Annotated in this window: 24 protein-coding genes; 19 read left to right on the top strand and 5 right to left on the bottom strand. The window is 70.0% G+C overall.

The genetic code is table 11. From position 1 onward, the window contains the following. Positions 1-156: 156 nt before the first annotated feature. Positions 157-597: a spore-associated protein A gene (locus AB0I51_RS09695; RefSeq protein WP_362973112.1), complete on the bottom strand. Its 441-nt coding sequence runs from the start codon at positions 595-597 to the stop codon at positions 157-159. Positions 598-797: 200 nt separating this feature from the next. Between AB0I51_RS09695 and AB0I51_RS09690 the strand changes: the two genes are divergently transcribed. The 5 genes from AB0I51_RS09690 to AB0I51_RS09670 all read left to right on the top strand — a co-directional run bounded on the left by AB0I51_RS09690 (position 798) and on the right by AB0I51_RS09670 (position 4517). Continuing rightward, positions 798-1613, top strand: a complete 816-nt coding sequence (locus AB0I51_RS09690) for a phosphatase (protein WP_362973110.1) — start codon at positions 798-800, stop codon at positions 1611-1613. A 129-nt stretch (positions 1614-1742) separates the two neighbouring features. Beyond that, on the top strand, positions 1743-1955 hold the full coding sequence (locus AB0I51_RS09685; protein ID WP_004984898.1) for a helix-turn-helix domain-containing protein: 213 nt from the start codon (positions 1743-1745) through the stop codon (positions 1953-1955). A 111-nt stretch (positions 1956-2066) separates the two neighbouring features. After that, a complete protein-coding gene (locus AB0I51_RS09680) occupies positions 2067-2165 on the top strand; it encodes an AURKAIP1/COX24 domain-containing protein (protein WP_003948845.1) in 99 nt (32 codons plus the stop codon). Positions 2166-2352: 187 nt separating this feature from the next. Then, positions 2353-3414, top strand: a complete 1062-nt coding sequence (locus AB0I51_RS09675; protein ID WP_362973108.1) for an NAD-dependent epimerase/dehydratase family protein — start codon at positions 2353-2355, stop codon at positions 3412-3414. 14 nt (positions 3415-3428) lie between these two features. After that, positions 3429-4517, top strand: a complete 1089-nt coding sequence (locus AB0I51_RS09670; RefSeq protein WP_362973106.1) for a lysophospholipid acyltransferase family protein — start codon at positions 3429-3431, stop codon at positions 4515-4517. A gap of 343 nt (positions 4518-4860) precedes the next feature. Here AB0I51_RS09670 and AB0I51_RS09665 read toward each other — a convergent pair whose 3' ends face one another. The 3 genes from AB0I51_RS09665 to AB0I51_RS09655 all read right to left on the bottom strand — a co-directional run bounded on the left by AB0I51_RS09665 (position 4861) and on the right by AB0I51_RS09655 (position 8348). After that, positions 4861-6084 (bottom strand): DUF5667 domain-containing protein, encoded by a 1224-nt coding sequence (locus AB0I51_RS09665; RefSeq protein WP_362973104.1) that lies wholly within the window; start codon positions 6082-6084, stop codon positions 4861-4863. Between the two features lie 233 nt (positions 6085-6317). After that, positions 6318-7091 carry an ECF subfamily RNA polymerase sigma factor, BldN family gene (locus AB0I51_RS09660; RefSeq protein WP_019075382.1) on the bottom strand — a complete coding sequence of 258 codons (774 nt, stop codon included), beginning with the start codon at positions 7089-7091 and terminating at the stop codon, positions 6318-6320. 315 nt (positions 7092-7406) lie between these two features. After that, positions 7407-8348, bottom strand: coding sequence for an HAD-IB family hydrolase (locus AB0I51_RS09655; protein ID WP_262063525.1), 942 nt, complete (start codon positions 8346-8348; stop codon positions 7407-7409). Between the two features lie 105 nt (positions 8349-8453). Between AB0I51_RS09655 and AB0I51_RS09650 the strand changes: the two genes are divergently transcribed. The 10 genes from AB0I51_RS09650 to AB0I51_RS09605 all read left to right on the top strand — a co-directional run bounded on the left by AB0I51_RS09650 (position 8454) and on the right by AB0I51_RS09605 (position 18111). Beyond that, the gene (locus AB0I51_RS09650; RefSeq protein WP_051106159.1) at positions 8454-8702 is read left to right on the top strand and encodes a glutaredoxin family protein; all 249 of its coding nucleotides are present in this window, start codon (positions 8454-8456) and stop codon (positions 8700-8702) included. A gap of 247 nt (positions 8703-8949) precedes the next feature. Beyond that, positions 8950-9711 carry a redox-sensing transcriptional repressor Rex gene (locus AB0I51_RS09645; RefSeq protein WP_362973101.1) on the top strand — a complete coding sequence of 254 codons (762 nt, stop codon included), beginning with the start codon at positions 8950-8952 and terminating at the stop codon, positions 9709-9711. Continuing rightward, a complete protein-coding gene (locus AB0I51_RS09640) occupies positions 9708-11417 on the top strand; it encodes a glutamyl-tRNA reductase (RefSeq protein ID WP_362973099.1) in 1710 nt (569 codons plus the stop codon). Before AB0I51_RS09645 ends, AB0I51_RS09640 begins: the two co-directional genes overlap by 4 nt. Further along, a complete protein-coding gene (hemC, locus tag AB0I51_RS09635; protein WP_362973097.1) occupies positions 11414-12373 on the top strand; it encodes a hydroxymethylbilane synthase in 960 nt (319 codons plus the stop codon). The genes AB0I51_RS09640 and hemC overlap by 4 nt, the downstream gene beginning before the upstream one ends. Then, positions 12370-14076 carry a bifunctional uroporphyrinogen-III C-methyltransferase/uroporphyrinogen-III synthase gene (locus tag AB0I51_RS09630; RefSeq protein ID WP_362973095.1) on the top strand — a complete coding sequence of 569 codons (1707 nt, stop codon included), beginning with the start codon at positions 12370-12372 and terminating at the stop codon, positions 14074-14076. Before hemC ends, AB0I51_RS09630 begins: the two co-directional genes overlap by 4 nt. A 172-nt stretch (positions 14077-14248) precedes the next feature. After that, the gene (locus AB0I51_RS09625; RefSeq protein WP_362973093.1) at positions 14249-14518 is read left to right on the top strand and encodes a helix-turn-helix transcriptional regulator; all 270 of its coding nucleotides are present in this window, start codon (positions 14249-14251) and stop codon (positions 14516-14518) included. Between the two features lie 127 nt (positions 14519-14645). After that, positions 14646-15494 carry a C39 family peptidase gene (locus AB0I51_RS09620; RefSeq protein ID WP_362973091.1) on the top strand — a complete coding sequence of 283 codons (849 nt, stop codon included), beginning with the start codon at positions 14646-14648 and terminating at the stop codon, positions 15492-15494. Then, positions 15494-16693 carry a hypothetical protein gene (locus AB0I51_RS09615; RefSeq protein ID WP_362973089.1) on the top strand — a complete coding sequence of 400 codons (1200 nt, stop codon included), beginning with the start codon at positions 15494-15496 and terminating at the stop codon, positions 16691-16693. The genes AB0I51_RS09620 and AB0I51_RS09615 overlap by 1 nt, the downstream gene beginning before the upstream one ends. Before the next feature lie 64 nt (positions 16694-16757). Then, the gene (gene hemB, locus AB0I51_RS09610; RefSeq protein WP_362973087.1) at positions 16758-17753 is read left to right on the top strand and encodes a porphobilinogen synthase; all 996 of its coding nucleotides are present in this window, start codon (positions 16758-16760) and stop codon (positions 17751-17753) included. Positions 17754-17757: 4 nt separating this feature from the next. Next, the gene (locus AB0I51_RS09605; RefSeq protein WP_362973085.1) at positions 17758-18111 is read left to right on the top strand and encodes a DUF805 domain-containing protein; all 354 of its coding nucleotides are present in this window, start codon (positions 17758-17760) and stop codon (positions 18109-18111) included. Between the two features lie 8 nt (positions 18112-18119). Here the strand turns inward: AB0I51_RS09605 and AB0I51_RS09600 are convergent, their stop codons facing one another. Next, entirely contained in the window at positions 18120-18272 is a 153-nt protein-coding gene (locus AB0I51_RS09600; RefSeq protein ID WP_362973083.1) for a hypothetical protein, read from the bottom strand. A gap of 271 nt (positions 18273-18543) precedes the next feature. On the opposite strand from AB0I51_RS09600, the gene AB0I51_RS09595 reads away from it, so the two are divergent. The 4 genes from AB0I51_RS09595 to AB0I51_RS09580 all read left to right on the top strand — a co-directional run bounded on the left by AB0I51_RS09595 (position 18544) and on the right by AB0I51_RS09580 (position 23610). Continuing rightward, positions 18544-19446, top strand: coding sequence for an SAM-dependent methyltransferase (locus tag AB0I51_RS09595; protein WP_362973081.1), 903 nt, complete (start codon positions 18544-18546; stop codon positions 19444-19446). A gap of 82 nt (positions 19447-19528) precedes the next feature. Beyond that, positions 19529-20746 carry a PLP-dependent aminotransferase family protein gene (locus AB0I51_RS09590; RefSeq protein WP_362973079.1) on the top strand — a complete coding sequence of 406 codons (1218 nt, stop codon included), beginning with the start codon at positions 19529-19531 and terminating at the stop codon, positions 20744-20746. Between the two features lie 106 nt (positions 20747-20852). Further along, the gene (locus AB0I51_RS09585; RefSeq protein WP_362973077.1) at positions 20853-22754 is read left to right on the top strand and encodes an FHA domain-containing protein; all 1902 of its coding nucleotides are present in this window, start codon (positions 20853-20855) and stop codon (positions 22752-22754) included. A 28-nt stretch (positions 22755-22782) separates the two neighbouring features. Further along, positions 22783-23610 (top strand): arylamine N-acetyltransferase, encoded by an 828-nt coding sequence (locus AB0I51_RS09580; RefSeq protein ID WP_362973075.1) that lies wholly within the window; start codon positions 22783-22785, stop codon positions 23608-23610. Positions 23611-23616 lie beyond the last annotated feature (6 nt).

Below are 23616 nucleotides of genomic sequence, written 5' to 3'. Positions count from 1 at the left end.
CCGTCCCGTCCCTGGGGGCTGCGCCCCCAGACCCCCGCTTCGGCCTGAACGGCCTCGTCCTCAAACGCCGGACGGGCTGGATGACGCCGGCCCGGGTTGGAAAGGCGCAGGACGGGCTGGATTGCCCGTCCGGCGTTGGGTGCGAGGCCTGGTGGATCAGCCGCAGTGGCCGGAGTCGCCGCCCTTGGCGGTGCCGATGACGCCGTACCAGATGGCGCAGTAGCCGCGGGCGGACATGTAGACGGGGCCGGCGTACGACGTGTACTGGCCGCTGTCGACGACCGGGTTGTGCTCCTCGTCGATGTCGATGTTGAGCTCGACGGCCATGAAGATCTTCGCGCCCGGGGTGTTGCGGATGGTCACGGCGCAGTTCTTGCCGGTCGACTCGTTCCAGGTCAGGAAGACCCTGCCGACGTTGCCGACCGGCGTGGAGTCGATGACCTTGTAGCCGGTGCCGCAGGCGCCGTTGTAGGTGGCGGTGGCTGCCGCCGCCTTGGTGGTGGTGGCCGCGGAGGCGGGAGCGGTTGCGGCGACCGTGCCGGCTAGCGCCAGGGTGGCGAGGGCGGCGGCGGTCGTGGTGCGACGGGACAGCTTCATGGTGGTGTTCCCCCTGTTGGTGGTACCGGTCAACTTGCTTGGGACGGTTGGTCGTTCCGTCCACGCAAGGTGAGACCCGGGAACCCGGACGACAGTTGTGGTCGCTTTTGTCACTGTCCTGTCACCGGTGTTACGCCAACGGTGCGGAGTTTCGGGCGTTCCGGCCGTGGGCGGTCCCCGGGTCCGTCACCATCGCTCCCGTGTTGAGCACCGGCGCGCTCCGCGCGCATCTGCTGGCCGCCCGGCTGGCCGGGCCCGTGGCCACCTCGCGGGAGGAGAGCCTGCGGAGCTATCGGGCCTTCGCCGCTCGGGACCCCCGGGTGCTGATCGGACTCGATCCCGAATGGACATGGGGACAGCGGGACTTGATCGGTCTCATGGCGGACAAGTGTGGGGTTTCGGCCGACCCGAGACATGTTTCCGGGCATGATGTGATCGACCCGGAGCGGACTCTGGCCGCTCTGGACGCTTTCGCAGACCGGCTGGGTGCGGTGGCGGAGCGCAACGGACCCGTGCTCCTCGGCACCGGGCACCCGCACCGACTGCTCGGGTTCTACGCCGCGTTGGCGGACGCGCTGTCGGCGGCAGGATGTGCTGTTCTCACCCCTGCGCATGGTCGCTGTGTCGACATAACGACCCGGTTCGGTCTACGCACGTACAACCTTGCCTACGTACGAGGTGTCGCCCTCGTCCGCGATCCGGGTCCCGAACGCCCCGGTTGTGAGCCCGGCGCACACACGCACTCACCGCTCCCGGTTCGTACCGTGCTGGGTGCGGCGGCGGAGGCCGGCGGGGTGCTTCCGGAGCTGGTGATCGGAGACCACGGATGGGTCTGCGGAGCAGGTCAGCTGGGGTTCGAGGCCATTGGGCTCGGCGATACCGACGACCCCGCGCTGTTCGTGGGGGAGGCCGAGGGGTCGGTGTCCGTGGCAGTTCCACTTGATGACGCCGTGCGGTCCGATTACTACCGCCCGCTTACCCGCTACGTACTCAATCGAGCGTGTCTGTCACAGTAGGCCGCCGATGGGTGCACCTCTTCCCCACTCGCATCACCCGCCCCTACATTGGGGAGTGAGCACGCAACGACGAAGAGTCACCGGAAGGGGAAGCCGGTGACCGTCGAGTGCGGAAGGTTCAGGTGTGTCATGGCTGCAGCTGGCGAGAGGCCTCTGAACGAGGTTCAGTTCCTTACCGTGGCGGAGGTCGCCTCGGTGATGCGAGTGTCGAAGATGACCGTGTACCGGTTGGTGCACAGCGGTCATCTGCCCGCTATCCGGGTGGGGCGGTCCTTCCGCGTCCCCGAACAAGCGGTACACGAGTACCTTCGCGAGAGTTATGTGGGGGTGGAGACAGCCTGAGGCGAACCCTCGATTACGACCTCAGCGCTCGGACGGGTAGGCTGGCCCCTTGTAGGTCGTATGGGCCCATGATGCCCAGCACCGAGTGATGAGAAGTGAGCGAGGGTAGTCGTGGGCTCTGTTATCAAGAAGCGGCGCAAGCGGATGGCTAAGAAGAAGCACCGCAAGCTGCTGAAGCGCACGCGCGTTCAGCGTCGCAACAAGAAGTAGGCGACGCGACGCAGCGAGAGCGTCTCCTGTGGCCCCCCACCGGTCTCCGGTGGGGGGCCACAGTTATGTTCCCTGCATGTGCCCGTTTGCGTGTACTCGTGACTTCGTGCGTCAGGCGGTCATCACAGCGCAACACCGAACCGCTAGGTTGGCCGCACACGGGTAACTCGGAAGGAAGGCGCTGATCTTGGGGAAGGTCGTGCTCGTGACCGGAGTGGCCCGCCAGCTGGGGGGCCGTTTCGTACGACGGATCCAGCGTGACCCACAGGTGGACCGGGTGATCGCCGTGGACGCGGTCCCGCCCGGGCACCATCTGGGGGGCGCGGAGTTCATCCAGGCCGACATCCGGCAGCCGACCATCGCGCGCGTGCTCGCCGAGTCGGGCGCCGACACGGTCGTCCACATGGACGTGACGGGTACCGCGCTGGGCAGCGGCAGCCGGACCACGGTCAAGGAGACCAACGTCATCGGCACCATGCAGCTGCTGGGCGCCTGCCAGAAGTCGCCGGTCGTCAAGCGGCTGGTGGTGAAGTCCAGCACCAATGTCTACGGTTCCGCCCCGCGCGACCCGGCCGTCTTCACCGAGACGACCCCGCCGAAGTCCCTGCCCAGCGGCGGCTTCGCCAAGGACACCGTCGAGGTCGAGGGGTATGTCCGGGGCTTCGCCCGCCGCCGGCCCGATGTCGCGGTGTGTGTGCTGCGGTTTGCCAACATCCTCGGTCCTACGGCGGATTCGCCGCTCGCCGCGTACTTCTCGCTGCCGGTCCTGCCGACCGTGTTCGGCTACGACCCGCGGCTGCAGTTCGTGCACGAGGACGATGTGATCGGGGTGCTGCGGATCGCCTCGCACGAACCGGAGCGGGGCACGCTCAACAGCGGCACCTTCAACATCGCCGGGGACGGCGTCCTGCTGCTCTCCCAGTGCTCCAGGCGCCTGGGCCGCCCGACCGTGCCACTGCTGCTGCCTGCGGTCACCTGGGCCGGTTCCCTGGTGCGGACGCTGGGGATGACGGACTTCTCCCCGGAACAGATCCGGCTGCTCACCCATGGCCGGGTCGTGTCGACGGTGCAGATGCGGGAGACCCTGGGGTACCAGCCCAAGTACACGACCGCCGAGACCTTCGCGGACTTCGCGCGCAGTCAGGGTCCGGGGCTGCTGCCGCCGGAGGCCCTCGCGGGGGCCGTCGACCGGATCGCCGCGCTGTCCCGGCCGGACAGTGGCCACCCCCCGACGCCGAGCGCCAACTGAGGAGCGCATCAACGATGGCGGATGCCAAGGTCATTCCGTTCGACGACGACCGGTCCCGCGCGGGTGCCGTGCAGCGGCCACAGCGGCGCCGTAGCGCGGGAAGCCGGCGCAAGAACGGCGAACCCGCGCTGGTCCGTGAGGTCCAGCCCCTGCCGGGCCGGGGCTTCGCGCAGGATGATGTTCCTGTGACGCGTGAGGAGCAGGAGCCGGAGCAGCCGCAGAACGAGGGCGGCCAGGTCGGTCAGAGCGACGAGGGCGGCCAGGGGGGCCTGGAGCGCCGTATCGCCCATGGCCTGTCCTTCCTGCGCCGCAGGCTGACCGGGGACTACGAGGTCGACGACTTCGGCTACGACGAGGAGCTGACCGACCAGGTCCTGATGCCGACGCTGCGCCCGCTGTACGAGAAGTACTTCCGGGTCGAGGTGAAGGGCATCGGGAACATCCCCGCGGAGGGTGGCGCCCTGATCGTCGCCAACCACTCGGGGACGCTGCCGCTGGACGGCCTGATGATGCAGATCGCCGTCCACGACAACCACCCTGCGAGCCGCCATCTGCGGCTTCTCGCGGCGGACCTGGTGTTCATGCTGCCGGTCGCCAACGAGCTGGCCCGCAAGGCCGGTCACACGCTCGCCTGCGCGGAGGACGCGGAACGGCTGCTGGGGCGGGGCGAGTTGGTCGGGGTGATGCCGGAGGGCTTCAAGGGCATCGGCAAGCCGTTCAGCGAGCGCTACAAGCTCCAGCGCTTCGGCCGCGGCGGCTTCGTGTCGACGGCGCTGCGCAAGGGCGTGCCGATCATCCCGTGCTCGATCGTGGGCGCGGAGGAGATCTACCCGATGATCGGCAACTCCAAGACGCTGGCCCGGATCCTGGGCTTCCCGTACTTCCCGATCACGCCGACGTTCCCCTGGCTGGGCCCGCTCGGTGCGATCCCGCTCCCCACGAAGTGGACGATCCAGTTCGGCGAGCCGATCCCCACGGACGGCTACCCGCCGGAGGCGGCCGAGGACCCGATGCTGATGTTCAACCTCACGGACCAGGTACGGGAACAGATCCAGCACACGCTGTACAAGCTGCTGGTGCAGCGGCGCTCGGTGTTCTTCTGATTCTTCACGGACGCCGTCTGAGAAACCTGATGATCGCCTGGCCGCAACGGCAGGGCGCTCGGGGGCAGTGAGTCTGCCGGCTGGGGCTGGCGGACGGAGTCCGGTGCAGCTGTGCGAAGCCTGCGGAGCGGTGCGAGGGCAGCTGACAGAAGGGGCCAAGCTGCTGGTGCAGCGGCGGTCGGTGTTCTTCTGACGGTGAGGGTTTCTTCGTGGGCCGTGTCTGAGAAAGCTGACGATCGGCTGTACTGCGATGGGGCGCCTCTCCGTGGGAGAGGCGCCCCATCGCCTTTGGGGCGCGGCCGGCCCACCGGCCCGCGGCCAAAGAGCCGCGGAACCGGCGGAGCTAGTTCGCGTCCTCGCTGTCGATGCCCAGGCCGGGCAGCAGGCCCGGCAGGAGCGGTGGGAGCGTGACGTCCGGTTCGGTGATCGAGGGCTTGCCGCTGGACGGGGACGCCGTGCCGGAGGACTTCGGGGGGTCCAGGAGGCCGCCCGTGTTGCCGCCGAGGAGGCCGTCGCCGTCGGTGGCGGACTCGCTGGGGGTGCTGGAGTGGCTGCCCTTGCCCGCGGGGGAGTCCGCCGTGTCGCTCGGTGTGGTCGAGCGGTGCGAGCCCGTGGAGCCGGTGGACTCCGTGTCGGGTGCGCGGTGCCTGCCGGTGCCGCCGCCGGTCTTGGCCGGGGGCTGCGGAAGCAGCGACTGGAGCGGGGCGACCTCTTCGTCTATGGCGTCGAAGACCGAGGAGACCTGGTCGCTGACGTCGCCGAGCTGGACGGGGAGGCGGTCGCGCAGGGCGCCCCATGCCTCGCGGTGCGAGCGGGAGAACGCGGAGAGGGCCTGGATGGGGCCCAGCGAGTTCGGGTCCTGCTCGTACGCCTCGTGCAGCAGACGGTGGCCCTCGGACGCGTCGTGCGTCATCCCGGACAGCGTGCGGCGGATCTCGCCGAGCTGCTCGTGGTCGAGGTGGCCGCCGCGGTCCCGCTCCATCAGCCGGCGTGCCTCGCTCAGGCGGTTGGACGCCTGGTCGAGGTAGGCCACACCGCGCTGGTTGTCGCCGTCGGACAGGTAGTTGAGCTTGAAGTCCTCGATGCCGCGCTTCAGGCCGTAGAGGCCGTCGCCGGGCAGGGCGTCCGAGCTGGCGGCGGCGACTCCGCCGAAGGCTCCGGCGGCGACTCCGACGCTCAGGCCGCCGGCCGCGAGGCCCTTGCTGAGCCGGGACCGGGGTCGCAGCTTGCCCAGTCCGGTGGCCCGGTGGGTGCCCGGGGACCGGTGGGATCGCTGCTCCGGTACCGAAGGTTCTGGTGCCTCGCCTCCTTGCAGCATGGCCTCGAACGCGGCGACCAGCTGAGCCCGCTGGACGACCTTGACCTCGGGGTCCAGCACGGGTTTGGGCAGCTCGCCGAGACCGGTCGCGAAGGCCAGCATGCGGCCCTGCTCGGTCTGTTCCGCAGCAGCCGGGGCCGGTGCCGGTCCTTCGGACTGCTCGGCCGCCGTGCCCCGGTCGGACTGCTCCTCTTCCAGGGCCTGGGCGAAGGCGTTCGCCCGCCGGTGCGCCGATACGTTCGCGATCACTGGCGGCACCTCCTCTCGTCATGACGGTCGACTCCCCAGGGGGTCCTGAGGGTTGCACCTCCTGACCGCATCCACACGATCGAGTGATCGGGGAGGGGCAGGGTGTGACCACAGGGAGCCTGTATCCCGCACAACGAGTGGCGCGGCACTTGGGTTACGGACGACGGATGATCCGACCGCGAACTCAACGGACTTTCACTGAGCGCGAGTTGGGCGTTACCGAGCGTGTGCCGTCAGCGGGCGTCGTCCGGGAGGAGCCGGGCGAGAGTGCGCACGGCGCGGTACTGGAGGGTCTTGATCGCGCCCTCGTTCTTGCCCATCACCCGGGCGGTCTCCGCGACGGAGAGGCCCTGGAGGAAGCGGAGCGTGACGCACTCCTGCTGCTGGGGGTTGAGCCGTCGTACGGCGTCGAGGAGGGCGGCGTTCGACAGGGACTCCAGGACGGAGTCCTCGGGGGAGCGCGCGACCTCGTTGGCGTCGAGCATCTCGCCGGTGGTCACTTCCAGCCGGAAGCGGCTCGACTTGAAGTGGTCCGCGACGAGGTTGCGGGCGATGGTCACCAGCCAGGCGCCGAAGTCGCGCCCCTGCCAGGTGAAGGTGCCGATGCGGCGCAGGGCGCGCAGAAAGGTCTCGCTTGTGAGGTCCTCGGCGGTGGCTTTGCCTCCCACTCGGTAGTAGATGTACCGGTACACAGTGTCGCTGTACTGGTCGTAGAGGCGGCCGAAGGCGTCGGCTTCGCCGGCCTGGGCACGCTCCACGAGGTCCATCATCCGGGCGCTGTCGCTGTCAGCGGCCGGACGGCGTGCGGTGGCGGCGCCGGCCGAGCGCCCTCGTCTGCCAACGGCCGCGCCGCCGTCGGCCAGTGCGTAGCACGGACCGACGGGTGCGGTGGTGGCGAAGGCGGCGGGGACGGCGTACGCGGTGGGGACGAAGCCGCGCAACAGGTCTTGGACCGTTGCGCGCAGCGTAGCCAGGCCCGAGGCGTCAACCCCGACGTGTGGGTACACGGGACTCCCAGAGGCAGAGCTTCCATCACGTGCAGTACCGGAACGTTCACCCGTCGTAGCGACAGAGAGGTGCCGGATTGCGTCTGAGGAGAATAACGCTTCGTACAGGCGCTGCTACACCCAGTTGCTCAAATCATCGATTACGTCGCTTCTGTAACCGATTGACGCTCGATCAAGTACCGCAGAGTGAACGGTTGTTGATCAGAACGGTCCGAATTCAGTCAGGGAGCAGGGCGTGTTGTGGCCGTGTGCAGCCAACGTGACTGGACAGGGGGTTACGCGGGTACGACCCGTGGATTGGCTGTGTCTACCGCGTCACCGGCGTCGGCGATGCAATGCGATCGCCGCGGCCGTGCCGCCCGCCACCGCGCCCACGCCGGCCGCCGCCGGGATGCCGACCTTGGCCGCCTTGCGGGCCGTGCGGTAGTCGCGCAGTCGCCAGTCCAACTGCCGGGCGTGCTTGCGCAGCTTGGCGTCCGGGTTGATGGCGTAGGGGTGCCCGACCAGCGAGAGCATCGGGATGTCGTTGTGCGAGTCGCTGTAGGCGGCGCACCGGGAGAGGTCCAGGCCCTCCGCCGCGGCCAGTGCCTTGACCGCCTCGGCCTTCGCGGGGCCGTGCAGCGGTTCGCCGACCAACTTGCCGGTGTAGACGCCGTCGACGGACTCGGCGACCGTGCCGAGCGCGCCGGTCAGGCCGAGGCGGCGGGCGATCACATTGGCGATCTCCACCGGGGCCGCTGTGACGAGCCACACCTTCTGGCCCGCGGCCAGGTGGGCCTCGGCGAGGGCGCGGGTGCCGGGCCAGATGCGCTCGGCCATGTACTCGTCGTAGATCTCCTCGCCGATCGACTGGAGTTCGGCGACGCGGTGGCCCTTGACGATGGACAGCGCGGAGTCGCGTGCCTCCTGCATGTGCTCGGGGTCCTCGGAGCCGGCGAGCCTGAACCAGGCCTGCTGCCAGGCGAACTTGAGGAGGTCGCGGGTCTCGAAGAACTTCCGTTTGTGCAGGCCGCGGCCGAAGTGGAAGATCGACGCGCCCTGCATGACGGTGTTGTCGAGGTCGAAGAAGGCCGCAGCTCTGTCGTCGCCGAGGACCGGGAACTCCGGTTCCTGCGTTGCTTCTTTCGCGAGGGCGTCCTCTATGTCCTGGACATCCTGCGACGACTTGCGCGCTGCCTCCGCAGAGGCCTCGCCTGCCAACACGCTCCGCGCCGTGGCGGAGCGCCTACGGGGAGTGAGCCATCCGAGAGCGGCCATGTCGTGAGCATAGCCAGTTTGTTCGGTGGTTCCGGAGCCGAGAGGTTCGGAGGCTGTGAACTCTCCGCGACCGGGCCGTTAAAGAAGTGGCCGGACGGCGTGAGAATGGGGTGCATGAGTCATGTCGTCACCCTCATCGGGAAGCCCGGCTGCCATCTGTGCGAGGACGCGCAGCTCGTCGTGGAGAAGGTCTGCGCCGATCTGGGGGTCCCCTGGGAACAGAAGGACATCACCGTGGACCAGCGCCTGCACGACGAGTACTGGGAGCAGATTCCGGTCGTCCTGGTGGATGGGAAACAGCACACTTTCTGGCGGGTGGACGAGGGCCGCCTGCGCAGGGAACTGACCAAGTAGTTCAATGCGCACCCGAACGTCGCTTAGGATCGACGGCGGTTTGGTCTCGGGGGCGGGAATTACGAGGAGTGTGGCGGTTTTGCCCCCTGGAATACGTTGGGAACGCGTGTGCGTGACCCCGGTCACGTTGGGTGGGCAAATCGGACACCATCTTTGTGCACGCGTTCACAAAGACATAGCCTGCTTCCGACGGGGCGGTCTGGGTTCGTGTGACCGCCCACAGCCCCGCTCTACCCGCAGGAGCACCGTGGCAACTGGCCGAACTCACCGACCGGCGACCCGTAGCCGAGGGATTCCCGAGGCCACAGTCGCCCGTCTCCCGCTGTATCTCCGCGCGCTGACCGGACTCTCGGAGCGCTCGGTGCCCACGGTCTCCTCCGAGGAGCTCGCCGCCGCAGCGGGCGTCAACTCCGCGAAGCTGCGCAAGGACTTCTCCTACCTCGGCTCCTACGGCACCCGCGGTGTGGGCTACGACGTCGAGTACCTCGTGTACCAGATCTCCCGCGAACTGGGCCTGACCCAGGACTGGCCGGTCGTGATCGTCGGTATCGGAAACCTCGGTGCCGCCCTCGCCAACTACGGCGGGTTCGCCTCCCGCGGCTTCCGCGTCGCCGCACTCATCGACGCCGACCCGGCGATGGCCGGCAAGCCCGTCGCGGGCATCCCGGTGCAGCACTCGGACGAGCTGGAAAAGATCGTCAGCGACAACGGCGTCTCCATCGGCGTCATCGCCACCCCCGCCGGTGCCGCCCAGCCGGTCTGCGACCGGCTCGTGGCCGCCGGTGTCACCTCCATCCTGAACTTCGCACCGACCGTGCTGACCGTCCCGGACGGCGTCGACGTCCGCAAGGTCGACCTCTCCATCGAGCTGCAGATCCTCGCCTTCCACGAGCAGCGCAAGGCCGGTGAGGAAGCCGCCGCCGAGGCCGCGCACCCGGCCGCCGCGCACCGCGGCGACTCCGCCGAGCAGGGCCCTGACGGGGACGTCCCCGCCGTGATGCCGGCATGAGTCTCCTCGTCGTCGGGCTGAGCCACCGCAGCGCCCCGGTCAGCGTCCTGGAGCGGGCCACGCTGGGCGCGGACGCCCAGATCAAGCTGCTGCAGGACACCGTCGCCGCCGAACCGGCCGCCGAGGCCTCCGTCCTGGCCACCTGCAACCGCATCGAGCTCTACGCCGACGTGGACAAGTTCCACGCGGGTGTCGCCGAGCTGTCCACGCTGCTCGCCCAGCACAGCGGGGTCGGCCTGGACGAGCTCACTCCTCATCTCTACGTGCACTACGAGGACCGGGCCGTCCACCACCTCTTCTCGGTGGCCTGCGGCCTCGACTCGATGGTGGTCGGCGAGGGCCAGATCCTCGGTCAGATCAAGGACTCGCTGGCCAAGGCGCAGGAACTGCACTCCGCCGGGCGGCTGTTGAACGACCTGTTCCAGAAGGCCCTCAGAGTCGGCAAGCGCGCCCACTCCGAGACCGGCATCGACCGCGCGGGACAGTCCCTGGTGACCTTCGGCCTCCAGCAGCTCTCCTCCGGCACGCCGGTGGAGGCCTGGGCGAAGGGGAAACGCGCCTTGGTGATCGGCGCCGGCTCCATGTCGTCGCTGGCCGCCGCAACCCTCGCCCGCGCCGGGGTCGCCGAGATCGTGGTCGCCAACCGCACCTCCGACCGCGCCGAGCGGCTCGCCCAGATCATCACGGAGAGCCCCGAAACGGACGTGTCGGCCCGCGCGGTACCGATGGATTCGGTGCCGTTCGAGCTGACACGTGCCGATGTCGTCGTGTCCTGCACGGGCGCGACGGGCCTGGTCCTGACGGCGGACGTGGTCGCGGGAGCGGTCGAGGGCCGGGTGTCGCAGGACGTGACGGCAGGTCGTACGACCGCGTGGGACGACGTACGCGAAGAGCTTCCGCCGACCTCCGTCGGGGCCGAGGACGGCTGTCCGCTGGATCTCTCGGCGGTGCAGGGTTCGACCGGCTTCTCCGTGATGGGGGAGGCCGCCGTGGCCGGAATGGACGCGGCGACGCTGGAGCAGCACGCGGCCTGGGTCGCCGGGGCCGGCGTCGACCGGCGCGAGAGCACCCGTCGTACGCCGGAGGCCGAGGCGGAACTCATCTCCGAACTCGCCACCATGGCCGTGACCGTCGGCCGGATCCCCGAGCGGCGCAGGCCCGAGCCCGTCGCCCAGATCCCGCGCCCCGCGCCGGTGCTGTCGCTCCTCGACCTCGCGATGCCGCGTGACGTGGACGCCGCCGTGCACCGGCTGGCCGGGGTGCGGCTGGTGGACATCGAGTCGCTCGCCGAGGCCTCGGCGGACGCTCCGATGGCGGCCGATGTGGACGCGGTCCGGCGTATCGTCTCCGACGAGGTCGCGGCCTTCGGGGCAGCCCTGCGGGCCGCGCACATCACGCCGACCGTGGTCGCCCTGCGCGCCATGGCCGCCGATGTCGTCGCGAACGAGATCGCCCGCCTCGACGGACGGCTGCCCGGCCTCGACGACAAGCACCGCGCCGAGATCACCCAGACCGTGCGGCGCGTGGTGGACAAGCTGCTGCACGCGCCGACGGTACGGGTCAAGCAGCTCGCGGCCGAGCCCGGCGGCGCCGGGTACGCCGACGCGCTGCGCACCCTGTTCGACCTGGACCAGGAGACGGTGGCCTCCGTCTCGCGGGCCGAAGAAGACTCTGAGAAGAACAGCAAGAACCGAGGGCCCGCATGAGTAGCAAGGCACTGAGACTGGGGACCAGGCGGAGCAGACTCGCCCTGGCCCAGTCCGGGTTGGTGGCGGACGCCGTGAGCCAGGTGACCGGACGGCCCGTCGAGCTCGTCGAGATCACCACCTACGGCGACACCTCCCGCGAGCACCTCGCCCAGATCGGCGGCACCGGGGTCTTCGTGACCGCGCTGCGGGAAGCGCTGCTCGGCGGTGAGGTCGACTTCGCGGTTCATTCGCTGAAGGACCTGCCGACCGCGCAGCCCGAGGGCCTGGTGCTCGCCGCCGTACCGGAGCGCGAGGACCCGAGGGACGCGCTCGTCGCCAAGGACGCCCTGAAGTTCACCGACCTGCCCCGCGGGGCGCGCATCGGTACGGGCTCCCCGCGGCGCACGGCCCAGCTGAACGCGTACGCGCGCGGCCACGGCCTCGACATCGAGACGGTCCCGATCCGGGGCAACGTCGACACCCGGATCGGCTTCGTGCGGGACGGTGAGCTGGACGCCGTCGTCCTGGCCGCCGCCGGACTGAGCCGGATCGGCCGACTCGACGAAGTGACCGACTTCCTGTCGGTCGACACGGTTCTGCCCGCCCCCGGCCAGGGGGCCCTGGCGATCGAATGTGCCGCGGACAACGCGGACTTGATCGCGGCACTCGGCGAGCTCGACGACTCGTTCACGCGGGTCGCCGTGACTGCCGAAAGGTCCCTGCTCGCCGCCCTGGAGGCCGGCTGCTCCGCCCCTGTGGGCGCGCTGGCCGACCTTCTGGCCGACGGGCAGATTGTCAAGGAAATGCGCCTGCGCGGAATAGTCGGCACGACCGACGGTTCGCGTACGGTGCAGCTGTCCACCACCGGTCCCGTGCCCGAGACGCATGACCAAGCACTGACGCTCGGTCGCGAACTCGCCGCCGAGATGCTCGCCCAGGGCGCGGCCGGTCTGATGGGGGAGCAAGCCAAGTGAGCCCCACCACTCTTCCCGCCGCCGGTCCGGAACACGGGCACGTCACCTTCCTGGGTGCCGGACCCGGAGATCCGGGACTGCTCACACTGCGCGCCGTGGAGGCGCTGGCGAACGCGGACGTTCTCGTCGCCGAGCACGAGGTGCTCGACGTCGTACGTGCGCACGCCCGACCGGGCGTGGCCGTCGTGCATCCGGATCCGGGTCCTTCTTCGGACTCGTTCCCGGGCACGGGCACGCCTCAACTAACGGTTGTTGACGGTGCGTCAACAACCGTTGGCCTACCCGCTGTGCGGGATGCGGCACATCTTGTCATGGAGGCCGCGCGGGGCGGCAGGCGGGTCGTGCGTGCGGTGTCCGGGGACCCCGGACTAGATACGTACGCCGCCGAGGAAATGCTCGCCTGCGTCGCCGCGGGTGTTCCCTTCGAGGTCGTGCCCGGTGTCGCCGCGGCCGTCGGCGTGCCCGCGTACGCCGGTGTCCCGCTGCGGGACGCGCAGGGCGCGGACGTCCGCTTCGTGGACGCCCGTACCGCCTCGGACCGCTGCTGGACCGAGGTCGGCGCGTCGGACGGCACGGTGGTCGTGTCGACGTCGCTGGACTCGGTGGCCTCGGCCGCGGGCGAACTGGTGGCGGCCGGCCGCAAGCCGGACACTCCGATGACGGTCACAGTGGCTGGTACGACCACTCGTCAGCGGACCTGGTCCGCGACGCTCGGCACCATCGCGCAGACGCTGAAGCAGGCGAAGGTGCTGCCGTCGCCCGAGGGTGGCCGGCCGGTGATAGCCGTGGTCGGTGAGCGTTCCGCAGCCGCCCAGCGCGACCAGTTGTCGTGGTTCGAGTCCAAGCCGCTGTTCGGCTGGAAGGTCCTCGTCCCGCGCACGAAGGAGCAGGCGGCCTCGCTCTCCGACCAACTCCGGTCCTACGGCGCCGTCCCGCACGAGGTGCCGACGATCGCCGTCGAACCGCCGCGCACGCCCCAGCAGATGGAGCGCGCGGTCAAGGGCCTGGTGACGGGCCGCTACGAGTGGATCGCCTTCACGTCGGTCAACGCGGTGAAGGCCGTGAGTGAGAAGTTCGAGGAGTACGGGCTCGACGCGCGTGCCTTCGCGGGCATCAAGGTCGCCGCGGTGGGCGAGCAGACCGCCCAGGCGCTGATCGCCTTCGGTGTGAAGCCGGACCTGGTGCCCAGCGGTGAGCAGTCGGCCGCCGGCCTGCTGGAGGACTGGCCGCCGTACGACCCCGTCTTCGACCCGATCGACCGGGTGTTCCTGCCGCGTGCCGACATCGCCACGGAGACTCTTGTCGCCGGGCTGATCGAGCTCGGGTGGGAGGTCGACGACGTGACCGCCTACCGGACCGTGCGGGCCTCGCCGCCGCCGGCGGACACCCGGGAGGCGATCAAGGGGGGTGGCTTCGACGCCGTTCTCTTCACCTCGTCGTCGACCGTGCGGAACCTGGTCGGTATCGCCGGGAAGCCGCACAACGTGACCGTGATCGCGTGCATCGGTCCCGCCACGGCGAAGACGGCCGAGGAGCACGGGCTGCGGGTGGATGTGATGGCGCCGGAGCCGTCCGTGCACAAGCTGGCCGAGGCGTTGGCGAACTTCGGGTTGCGGCGGCGGGCCGCGGCGGAGGAGGCCGGGGATCCGGTTACTCGGCCCAGTGAGCGTCGGCCGGGGGCTCGGCGGCGTCGTACGACCTGACGGCCGGGGTCCGGTCCGGCATCGCGGTGAGCGCGGTGGTCCTCAGGGGCCGCCGCGCTCTTCGCGTGCTCCAGTCCTTTGAGCGCCCGAAATATGTGAGCCCGCCGGCGCTTCCCCGGTTATCTTCACGTCATGTCCATGCTCTGACCGGCATGGGGGTGAGGGGGAGTGCATGAGCCACGGGGGCTTGCCGCTCGACGGGATCGTCGCGGGGCATCGGGCGAGAGCGCGCCGGCTGATCCGGCTCAGCCCGCGCCAGCGGGAGGTGGCCGAGCTGGTGGCGGGCGGGTTGAGTGATCCGGAGATCGCGGTCCGGTTGTTCATCAGTCCGCGCACGGCGCGGGCGCATGTCGCCGACGTGCTGCGGCACTTGGAGGCGACCAGCCGGGTGGAGATCGCCTGCGCGGTGGTGCTGGCCCAAGTCAGCGGTTTACTCGGATAGTTACCTGTCGGTAACTGGCTGAGGGGCCGATGTGCCGTGAGTTCCCGACCGGTTGACTGGCGCTTCGACCTGATCGACAGGGCTGTCGAAGCACCGTCACGGCGCTTCCTCAAGGGGGAACCACACCATGCGGAACCACACCACGCGCAGACGCAACCGTCTCGGTCTCGCCTGCGCGCTGGCCGTCGGCGTGCTCACCGCCGGTCTCGTCGCGGGCCCGGCATTCGCCGCCGACGACACCGACGGGCCCGACGACACCGATGCCTCGTCGACCGAGATGGCCACCTCGGAGGCCCTCTCCGGCGCGATCACCGACGACGCCGACGAGGCCGCCTCGGACACCGAGGGCAAGGCCGCCGCGACCGCCAAGGCCTGGCGGGTGATCGCCGAGCTGGCCACGCTGCCGGACGACGACGACGCCACCACGACGGACGCAAGCGGGGCGACCGCCGCCGTCACCTACAAGACGCTCACGATCACCACGCAGATGCAGCAGCGCTCGTACTGGTGCGGCCCGGCCGCGGGCCGCGCCACACTCACCGCCTTCGGCGTCACCAAGACGCAGGGCGCGCTGGCCACCTCCATGAGGACGACCGTCGGCGGCACGGCCGCCTCGAAGATCTACACCACCCTGAACACCTACGAGAGCCGCAACTTCTACTACGACGACAAGGGCACCGCCAGCGCGAAGTACCTCTTCGCCCGCGTCAAGACCGACATCGGGAGCCTGAAGGCCCCGCTGATCCCGCTGGTCCAGGGCCACTCCCTGCCGATCTGGACCAGCAACGGCTACCACGGCCTGCACTTCATCAGCCTCTACGGCTACGGCAGCGACGGCGTCTCCATCAAGTACTTCGATCCGGCCGACGCGGACGTCCTGTACGGTCGCCACGTGGTCAACCGCAAGTACGTCTACGCCGCGATGAACGCCAAGTACGGCAGTGACGGCAAGGCCGACAACGAGCTGGTGTGGTAGTGCTCCGGCGTTCCCGGCTGTTGGTTCCGCTGCTCTGCGCGGCGGCACTGCTGGCCGCCGGATGCGATGGCAACTCGTCCGCGGCGGACCGGACTTCGGCCTCACAGGCCGCACTGACCCCACTCCGGCTGAAGCCGGTCTCCCCGGTGCCGCGCGCCCTGGCGAAGCTCGCGCCCGACGGCACCCTCGGCATGCCCAGGGGCTGGAACATCGACAGCTCGGGCGTGGTCCGCTCCGGGCGGAACCTGGCCTTCCTCGCCGTCCCGCCCACCGGCTCGGCGTCCGACGGCCAGGGTTCCCAGACCTGGGTCGTGGACCCCGCCACCGGCACGGCCCGGCGCTACCGGCAGGTCGATTCCGGCTGGACGGCCAACACGGTCACCCTCGGATCCGGCTGGCTGCTGCGCGTGGAGAGCCTCCAACTCGACGGCTCCGACTGCGGGGACGCGGACTCGCAGGCCGCGGACTGCTACCGCTGGCGGCTGTACGGCCAGCCCCTCACCTCGTCCAGGCCGGTGCTGCTCGCCGAGTCGGCGCACGCCGGCCGCCAGAGCCAGGTGCCGCATCCACTGGCCGACGGCGGCTCCTTCGTGTGGGAGGAGGCCGTGACCGGCGCCAGGGCGGGCGTCTTCCGCTGGACGCCGGGCGGGGGCAAGGCCGTACGCGTCCTGACCCGCACCCGCTTCGGTCAACTCGACGTCGACGGCGGCACCTTGTACCTCACCGAGGGCAAGCTGTCGCAGGACGGCGGGACGAGTACCCGTACCACCTACCGCGTCGGTCTGCGGCAGCGGTCTGCGGTCGCCGCGAAGGTGGCGACGTTCACCGGCGCCGGCGGTTTCGCCGTCCGGGGCGGGCGCATCGCCTACTACCCGCGCTCCGCAGACGAGAACACCAGGATCAAGGTGCTCACGATCGGCGCGAGGACCGCTCCGGTCGAGGTCGGCAAGACGATCAACGGCTTCTACACCGTCGACTGGATCACCCGGAACCGCCTGGTGACCTGGTCGATCAGCGGCTACGCGCTGAACGACGTCCGACAGCCCGCCAAGGCGACCGTCTTCGCGGCCGACGCGGTCGGGCTCGGGGTGCCCAGGGGCTACGACGACACGTTGTACGTCGTCTACGACCCCTACCAGTTCGCCGATTCCAGGGGCGCCCGGCCGACTGTCCTGGCCTGGCGGCACTCCTCGTCGTGAGACGCCCCGTGGGCCGACTGGCCGTCGGCAAAGGCACCCGTGGGGCGGGCGTAGCGTAGATGTCATGACGACGTACGGATCTTTCCCCGGCTCGCGGCCCCGGCGGCTGCGGACCACCCCCGTCATGCGGCGGATGGTTGCCGAGACCCGGTTGCACCCGGCCGACTTCATCCTCCCGGCGTTCGTGCGGGAGGGCATCGGTGAGCCGGTGCCGATCGAGGCCATGCCCGGGGTCGTGCAGCACACGCGGGACAGTCTGAAGAAGGCCGCCGCCGAGGCCGTGGCCGCCGGGATCTCCGGGATCATGCTGTTCGGGGTGCCGGAGGAGAGCAAGAAGGACGCGCTCGGTACGCCGGGGACGGATCCGGACGGGATTCTCCAGGTCGCGCTGCGGGACGTGCGGGCCGAGGTCGGGGACGAGCTGCTCGTCATGTCCGACCTGTGCCTCGACGAGACCACCGACCACGGTCATTGCGGGGTGCTCGACGAGCAGGGGCGGGTCGACAACGACGCCACCCTTGAGCGCTACGCCGAGATGGCCCAGGTGCAGGCCGATGCCGGGGCTCATGTCGTGGGCCCCAGCGGGATGATGGACGGGCAGATCGGGGTCGTCCGGGACGCGCTCGACCAGATCGGGCGGGAGGACGTCGCGATCCTCGCGTACACCGCCAAGTACTCGTCCGCGTTCTACGGGCCGTTCCGCGAGGCCGTCGGGTCCTCGCTCAAGGGGGACCGCAAGACGTATCAGCAGGACCCGGCCAACGCCAGGGAATCCCTGCGGGAGTTGGCGCTCGACCTCGAGGAGGGCGCCGACATGGTGATGGTCAAGCCGGCCGGCCCCTACCTCGACATCCTGGCCAAGGTCGCCGAGGTCTCGGACGTGCCGGTCGCCGCCTATCAGATCTCCGGCGAGTACTCGATGGTCGAGGCCGCCGCCGAGAAGGGCTGGCTGGACCGGGACCGGGCGATCTTCGAGACGCTGACCGGGATCAAGCGGGCCGGGGCGCAGAACATCCTCACCTACTGGGCGGTCGAGGCAGCCCTCAAGCTGCGCGACTGAGGGCGTGGAGGCGTTGCGGAAGTACGCCGACTTCAGCGGGCGCGCCCGGCGCCTGGAGTACTGGACCTTCGCGGCCGTCGTCTGCGTCGGCTACGTCGTGCTCGTCGGGTTCGGCGCCTCGGGGGCGTCGCCCGCGCTCGTCGTCGTCGCCTTCGTGTTCAGCGTGATGCTCCTGGTGCCCGGCCTCGCGGTGACCGTCCGACGGCTGCATGACACGGACCACTCGGGGTGGTGGGCCCTCATCGGGCTCGTGCCGTTCGTCGGCACCGTCGTGATGCTGATCTTCACGCTGACGGAGAGCGAGCCGGGCGAGAACCGGTTCGGTCCGTGCCCGAAGCGGATCCCGGCGCACGCCTGACCTTCCGGTCAGCGAGCGGTCGCGGTCGGTGCGGGAGTCGTGCCCGACGGGCCCTCGTCGCGTACGCCCATGCCGTCCTTGCATCCCGTGAGCAGCAGCGCGGCGAGCACGGCCGCCGTCGCGGTGGCCAGGAGGCGGACGCGGGTGGTGCGGACGGGCATGGGTCCCCCTGTCGGAGCGAAGCGTTGTCGGGTGCAGCTTGGGCGGTCGGGCCCCGCGGGCGCTACGGCTGCTGCCGGATTCGGGACGCCCGGACCGTCCCGCTCGCGCTGACCTGCGGGGATGCCGCCCCTTCCGGGCACGGCACGGGACGCCGGGACCCGTCCTCCCACTTGGGCACCATCAAGTCCCGCCGGGAGTTAGGTTGTTGACCACTGGACTTGAGCACCGTTCCGGCGGTCCTTCGATGACCCACTCTTCTGGGAGACACGCATGCCCGGTGACGCCCTCAGCCAAGATCCCGCCGAGCTGAGAAGGAGGATCGACACCACCAAGGCGCACTCGGCCCGCGTCTACGACGTCTTCCTCGGCGGCAAGGACAACTACCCCGTCGACCGCGAGGCCGCCGCCGCGGCTCTCGCCCACAACCCGCGCGGCTATCTCGACGTCCGGCACAACCGGGACTTCATGCGCCGCGCGGTGACCCGGCTGACGCAGGAGCACGGGGTCCGCCAGTTCCTCGACATCGGCACCGGGCTGCCCACCGCGGAGAACGTGCACCAGATCGCCCAGGGCGTCGCCCCCGAGTCGCGGATCGTGTACGTCGACAACGACCCGGTGGTCCTGGCACACGCCCGTGCGCTGCTCACCAGCACGGACGAGGGCCGCACCGACTACATCGACGCCGATCTGCGCCGCCCGGCCGACATCCTCGAACAGGCGGCCAAGACCCTCGACTTCAACGAGCCGATCGCGCTGCTGCTGGTGGCGATCCTGCACTTCGTCGAGGACGAGGAGGCGTACCCGCTGGTGCGCGAGCTGGTGGACGTGCTGCCGTCGGGCAGCCACCTGGTGCTCAGCCACCTCACCGACGAGATCCACCCGATCCCGACCCGCGCGGTCCAACGGACGTACACGGAACGGGGGTTCACCTTCGTGTTCCGTACGAAGGAGGAGGTCGAGCGGTTCTTCACCGAGGCCCGGGGAATCACCCTGGACGAGCCCGGCGTGGTCCCCGCCCACCAGTGGCACCCCGGTCCGGCACCGGCCCCGCCGGTGGTGGAGCAGGCGTACTTCGACAGCCTCGACGACATCGAGAAGATCACCTACCGGGACATCAACGATGTGACGGACGACGACATCAACGTGTACGGGGCGACCGGCACGAAGGCCTGATCGGGCCGGGCCGGAAGACCGAAGGCGTCCGGATCGCGGAAACCTGCTTGTAGACGGCAGGTACTTTCCTAGGCTGCCGGACATGGCCATCACCGAGTCGGTCCCCGTCCCCCTTGCCCCGCTCCCGCCGCTCGCCGCCCGGGCCCGTGCGATCGGCGGTTCGCCGGTGCGGGACATCCTCGCCGTCACCGCCCGCCCCGAGGTGATCAACTTCGCGGGCGGGCTCCCCGCCCCCGAACTCTTCGACGCCACCGGTATCGCCGCCGCCTATCAGGCGGTGCTCGCCGAGACGCCCGGGCGGGCGCTGCAGTACGCGACGACCGAGGGCGAGCCGGTGCTGCGGGCCGCGCTCGCCGGGCGCACCTCGGCGCGCGGGCTGCCCACCGGGCCCGACGACCTCCTGGTGACCACCGGTTCGCAGCAGGCTCTGTCGCTGCTGGCGACCGCGCTGCTGGAGCCGGGGGACGTCGTCCTGGTCGAAAGTCCCTGTTATCTGGCGGCACTTCAGGTCTTCGCGTTCGCCGGTGCGCGGGTCGTCGCCGTGCCCGGGGACGAGGACGGCATCGACCCCGAGGCGCTCGACGAACTCGTCGTGCGGGAGCGTCCCAAGCTGCTCTACACCGTGCCGACCTTCCAGAACCCCACCGGCCGCACCCTGCCCGCCGCCCGCCGGGCCGCGGTCGCCGCCGTCGCCGCGCGGCGCGGGCTGTGGATCGTGGAGGACGACCCCTACGGCGAACTCCGCTTCGAGGGCGAGCGGTTGCCGTGGATCGCGGCCCACGAGGACGCGGTGGACCGTACGGTCCTGCTCGGCTCGTTCTCCAAGGTGATGGCGCCCGGGCTGCGGCTGGGGTGGCTGCGCGCGCCGGCCACCCTGCTGCGGGCCTGTGTCGTCGCCAAGCAGGCCGCCGACCTGCACACCCCGACCGTCAACCAGCTTGCCGCGGCACGGTACTTGGCGGACAACGACCTCGACGCGCATGTGGCGAGGGTGGCCTGCGTGTACCGGGAGCGGCGGGACGCCATGCTCGGGGGGCTTACCAACTCGCTTCCGGAGGGGTCGAGTTGGGGGCGGCCGAAGGGCGGCATGTTCCTGTGGGCGCGGCTTCCGGAGTCGTACGACACGACGGAGCTGCTGGCGCGGGTGGTGCGGCACGACGTGGCCTATGTGCCGGGTGCGCCCTTCTGTGCCGGGGAGCCCGAGCGGTCGGCGATGCGGCTGTGCTTTGTGACGCAGACGCCGGAGGAGATCAGGGAGGGGCTCAGGAGGCTGGGGGAGGGATTGGGAGCCGGTGCCTGAATTCCCTTGGTAGCGGGTCGAGTTGGCCTCTGGAATACTTGATCACGCAAGCATAGAGTCGACGTGTCACAGCGCTGTTGATGTCATCACCCTGGAAGGAAGTGCCATGGCACCGGTGCTCGTCGGACGCGAAGGCCTGCTCGCGGGAGAACGCATCCCGATCGTCGACACCCGCGTCACCTTTGGACGCAACGCGGGCAACACGGTCGTCATCGCCAGCCCGAGCGTCTCCCGCTTCCACGCGGAGATCGTCTTCGACCAGGACCAGGGCTATGTCCTGAGCGACTGCGGCAGCAGCAACGGCACGCAGGTCAACGGGGAGGAGATCGAGTCCCGGCTGCTGCAGGCCGGAGACGAAATCACCATCGGCGACCAGGAGTTCCGCTTCGAGGTCGCGGACGCCATGCAGACCCTCATGGCGCTCAACCTGCCCCGCTCGGTGACCCACCCGGAGGAGAGCGACGGCTCGGTGCTGCGGGTCACCGTCGTCGGCGGCGGCCCGGTCGGGCTGTCCACGGCGCTGCTCCTGGAGCACTTCCTCGGCGCCCAGGTCAAGATCACCGTCTACGAGGGCCGGTGGCGCAGGCAGGGCCGTACCGTCGTCTGGAAGGGCGCGGACGAGGGCAATGTCCGGCGCCAGCAGGTGGTGACCGTGCAGAGCCGGCAGTACCTCGCCTGGCCGCAGTACGTGCAGGACCGGCTCTTCGACCCCGAGAACTACACCGAGATGTGGCCGTCGGGCCCGGACTCGATCGGCGACCACCACCCGCGCAACATGCGGATCGCCTACATCGAGGACCAGTTGCTGGAGCTGGCGAACGAGAAGCGGGACCGGATACGGCTGATCCCCGCCAAGTTCGACGCGGCGCAGCAGCGCGACGAGCTCGCCTCGCAGCATGTGCTGGCCATCTGCGACGGCGGCCGGTCACGCACCCGGGAGCACTTCGCGGCCCGCTTCGGCAAGGCCGACGAGTCGATCTACTCCCTCGACGGCGTCCATCTGCGGGACGTCGTCCTCGGTCTGCGCGTCAAGTCGGAACTGCCGGACCCGATGGCGATCCTGCTGACGGTCGCTCAGAACCGGTTCCTGCTCAACTCGTTGCGCGGCGAGGGCTTCCTCAACATGCGGCTCACCGACGCCGAGTTGACCGAGGTCATCGGCATCGACCCGGTCCGCCGGGTCTTCGAGGAGTGCATCGCCTCCCGCCCCTGCCTGATGAACCGCGACGAGCACGGCGACTTCCAGTGCGCCACCCACGGCACGCTGTTCCTCCCCGCCCTCATCAAGGGCTCGCCCCTGTGGAAGCGGGTGCACGAGGGACTGCGGCTGTTCGACGTCAAGTCCCGGGACCTGTCCGCGGTCACCAGCTTCCGCCTCGACATGGTGCAACGCCCGCGTTTCTCGGCCGAGTTGCTGCCCCCGACTCTCAACACCCCCGGCACCTACGGCTTCCTCCTCGGCGACGCGGCCAACTCCATCCACTTCTGGCCCGGCCGAGGCCTCAACAGCGGCCTCGCGTCGGCGATTTCACTGGCCCGCTCCCTCAACAGCGCCTGGAACGGCCGGCCTTTCCGGGACGCCGACTTCCTGCGGCACGAGGCCGCCATGTCGATGCTCCAGTACCGGCACAAGAGCCGCGCCTGGAAGGCCATGGTCACCACCGACGACCAGGGCGTCACCTGGGCCATCAAGGACATCATCGACCACGGCATCGACGGCATCACCGAGGAGCCCGACCGCGAGGCGGACACGGCCACCCTGCTGGCGCGCATGGGCGCCATCCGCGACCGCCTCGCCCCCCGCCTGCCCGGCATGCCGGACGACGAGGCGATCCTCGAACGCCTCGGGACCCTGGAGGACCGCACCCTGCGCATGCTGGTCCTCAGCGGCGCGTGGGACACCCTGACCATGGGCGGCGAGGAGGTCGACATCGACATCTTCTACGGCCCCGACTCCTCGGCCGCCGCGGCGGCGGTGGAGGCGCTGGAGCCGGCGACGCAGCAGTAGGGCACGGCCGACTCCATAAGCTGGGCGCATGTCCGACAGTGATGGCTTCGGCCTCGACGAATACCTCGCGCACCTCGGGTGGGAGGGGGAGCGGCGGCCCGACACGGCGACGCTGAAGGGGGTGCACCTCGCGCACATGCGGGGTATCCCCTTCGAGAACCTCGACGCGCTCCGGCGTACCGCTCCCTCCCTCGAACTGCCCGATCTGATGGCCAAGTTGGTGCGGAGCCGGCGCGGTGGCTACTGCTACGAGCAGAACACGCTGCTCGCCACCGCGCTGCGGGCACTCGGCTTCGGGGTGACCCTGCTGACAGCACGAGTGGTCGTGGGCACTGACCGGATCGAGACCCGCCCGCGCACCCATATGACCCTCCGCGTGGACGTGCCGGGCGACCCGCGGCCGTATCTGGCGGACGTCGGGTTCGGGGCGATCGGCGCGCTGCTGGAACCGGTGCCGCTCGCGCTCGGCGGGGAGTTCGAGGACGCGGGGCGTCGGCACCGGTTCGTCCGGGTGCCGCACCGCGGCCCGCTGGAGATGTGGATGCTGGAGGCCCAGGGCGCCGACGGCTCCTGGCAGCCGCAGTACGCCTTCACCCCGGAACCCTTCGAGCACGTCGACTTCGAGGTCGTCAACTGGCACATCGCCACGAACCCGCGCTCTCCCTTCACCCAGCGTCTGTTCGTCCAGCGGGTGACTCCCGAACGCCATCTCCTGCTCCACGGGGGCCTGTTGACCGAGACGCGGGCTGACGGAGAGGTGCGCAAGCGGGAGTTGACGGACGAGGAGGACGTACGGCGGGTGCTGGACGAGGAGTTCGGGATCGAGGCGCCGGAGGGCATGAAGCTGCTCACCTGAACGGAC

The sequence above is a fragment of the Streptomyces sp. NPDC050549 genome, assembly GCF_040655035.1.
In the GTDB taxonomy this organism is placed as follows: domain Bacteria; phylum Actinomycetota; class Actinomycetes; order Streptomycetales; family Streptomycetaceae; genus Streptomyces.
The sequence above is the reverse complement of the archived record's forward strand: the minus strand, read 5'-3'. Positions and strand labels throughout refer to the sequence as shown.

Bases quoted from the DNA above. Each gene is read 5' to 3' on its own strand.
- AB0I51_RS09695 (WP_362973112.1), bottom strand. From the start codon at position 597: ATGAAGCTGTCCCGTCGCACCACGACCGCCGCCGCCCTCGCCACCCTG.
- AB0I51_RS09685 (WP_004984898.1), top strand. From the start codon at position 1,743: ATGGCTGCAGCTGGCGAGAGGCCTCTGAACGAGGTTCAGTTCCTTACC.
- AB0I51_RS09670 (WP_362973106.1), top strand. From the start codon at position 3,429: ATGGCGGATGCCAAGGTCATTCCGTTCGACGACGACCGGTCCCGCGCG.
- AB0I51_RS09655 (WP_262063525.1), bottom strand. From the start codon at position 8,348: ATGGCCGCTCTCGGATGGCTCACTCCCCGTAGGCGCTCCGCCACGGCG.
- AB0I51_RS09650 (WP_051106159.1), top strand. From the start codon at position 8,454: ATGGGGTGCATGAGTCATGTCGTCACCCTCATCGGGAAGCCCGGCTGC.
- AB0I51_RS09640 (WP_362973099.1), top strand. From the start codon at position 9,708: ATGAGTCTCCTCGTCGTCGGGCTGAGCCACCGCAGCGCCCCGGTCAGC.
- hemC (WP_362973097.1), top strand. From the start codon at position 11,414: ATGAGTAGCAAGGCACTGAGACTGGGGACCAGGCGGAGCAGACTCGCC.
- AB0I51_RS09625 (WP_362973093.1), top strand. From the start codon at position 14,249: ATGAGCCACGGGGGCTTGCCGCTCGACGGGATCGTCGCGGGGCATCGG.
- AB0I51_RS09620 (WP_362973091.1), top strand. From the start codon at position 14,646: ATGCGGAACCACACCACGCGCAGACGCAACCGTCTCGGTCTCGCCTGC.
- hemB (WP_362973087.1), top strand. From the start codon at position 16,758: ATGACGACGTACGGATCTTTCCCCGGCTCGCGGCCCCGGCGGCTGCGG.
- AB0I51_RS09600 (WP_362973083.1), bottom strand. From the start codon at position 18,272: ATGCCCGTCCGCACCACCCGCGTCCGCCTCCTGGCCACCGCGACGGCG.
- AB0I51_RS09595 (WP_362973081.1), top strand. From the start codon at position 18,544: ATGCCCGGTGACGCCCTCAGCCAAGATCCCGCCGAGCTGAGAAGGAGG.
- AB0I51_RS09590 (WP_362973079.1), top strand. From the start codon at position 19,529: ATGGCCATCACCGAGTCGGTCCCCGTCCCCCTTGCCCCGCTCCCGCCG.
- AB0I51_RS09585 (WP_362973077.1), top strand. From the start codon at position 20,853: ATGGCACCGGTGCTCGTCGGACGCGAAGGCCTGCTCGCGGGAGAACGC.
- AB0I51_RS09580 (WP_362973075.1), top strand. From the start codon at position 22,783: ATGTCCGACAGTGATGGCTTCGGCCTCGACGAATACCTCGCGCACCTC.